Below are 1300 nucleotides of genomic sequence, written 5' to 3'. Positions count from 1 at the left end.
GTGTCCGGCCAGCTCTGGCCTTGGCCTACCCGCAGTTGCTGAAGCTGCTGCAGTGAGTTGAGCGACCCAAAGCGTGCCTGATCTCCGCGCCGGATGAGGCCAACCCGCCAACCGAGCATGCCGCGATTGACGGGGATGCGGATCGCCAGCAGGCGGGCTTCGCGCTCGGGCGAGGCGGGAATGGGCGCCACGTCGATCATGCGCCCCGCCTCCAGCTCAAGGACCTGGCGCTCCTGGTTCATGGTGACACCCGCATGCTCGATCCGGTACTCGGTGCCGCAGCGCGCCAACGCCAGCGCCAGCAATTGATCGGCGTAGACCGACCGGCGGTCTTCCCGAACCTCGGGGCGCGGAATGCGCACGACCTCGACGGCTGCCGCAGCCTGCACCCCCACCGCAAACCACAGTGCCGCGCAGAATCGAGCGAGCACTGTCATGAAGAACTCCTGCTGCTGCAACAGGTGGCGATGCTACCGGTCAGTTCCCAGAAGGCCGCCGCGCACGCCGAGTGGCGTTTGCATGCAGGCAAAGTAAAGCCCCGAGCGGCCAAGGCCGTTCGGGGCGAAAGAGCGCTTCACGCCGCCCGGGACGCACCCCGGAGGGGCGTGGGGCTGCGGCGTGGATCACAGCGCAGGTGGCCTGGCAGGGCGACACCGGGAGGTGACGCAGTCGGGCCCGAATCTCATGCTTTCATGGTCGCGGGCGGCTCGCGTGCCGCCTCGCCAGGGGCCGCAACGTTGCCGGGGGCCATGCACTGGTGACGGGCTGAATCATCGGCGCAGCGATCTGAAAACAAAGCCGCGATCAGCCGGGGTCGACCGGGCTTTTTCGGCTCAGTGACTGTGAGCCTCGGTACGGGCGGGCAGCACCTTCAACCTGACAGCCGGTGCACGTGGCTTGGGGTTGGCGGCGCTCGGCAGCTCGGCCCAGTTCCATTCGCCCTGGGTGCAGACCTGGCGCACGGCAAAGGCCAGTTCGCCCGGCTCGGCTGGCAGGGACACGCGCAGCACGAACTCGTCGTACCAGGCGTCCTGCACATAGTTGGCCTCGCCATTGGCCACCCAGCGTGCCTCGGCCAGTTCGTCGGTGACGGCCTTGCCATGGCTGTCGTAGGGGACTTTCAGCGGCCGCTGCTTGGTGGTCAGCGTCCAGCCGGCTTTGGGCATGGGCTTGGCGCCGCGCAAGCCCTCAGGCAGGGTCACGACGATTTCCTTCGTCGCCGCGCCGCCCTCGCAGCCGTGCCCGACCTTGAAGACGGCGCGGTAGCTGCTGCCGGCCGGGGCCTCGGGCTGCTCCAGCG

The 1300-nt window shown here is 68.6% G+C and carries 1 protein-coding gene and 1 pseudogene; both read right to left on the bottom strand.

What is annotated here, in order from left to right:
* A pseudogene (locus AC1DU6_RS31615) lies at nt 1-458 on the bottom strand (hypothetical protein); the annotation flags it as partial.
* Nucleotides 459-833: 375 nt separating this feature from the next.
* Nucleotides 834-1300: YcnI family copper-binding membrane protein (locus AC1DU6_RS31610; protein ID WP_477862130.1), on the bottom strand; the 467-nt coding region annotated here is incomplete at its 5' end.

It is taken from the genome of Roseateles sp. P5_B10, from assembly GCF_056400485.1.
The sequence above is the reverse complement of the archived record's forward strand: the minus strand, read 5'-3'. Positions and strand labels throughout refer to the sequence as shown.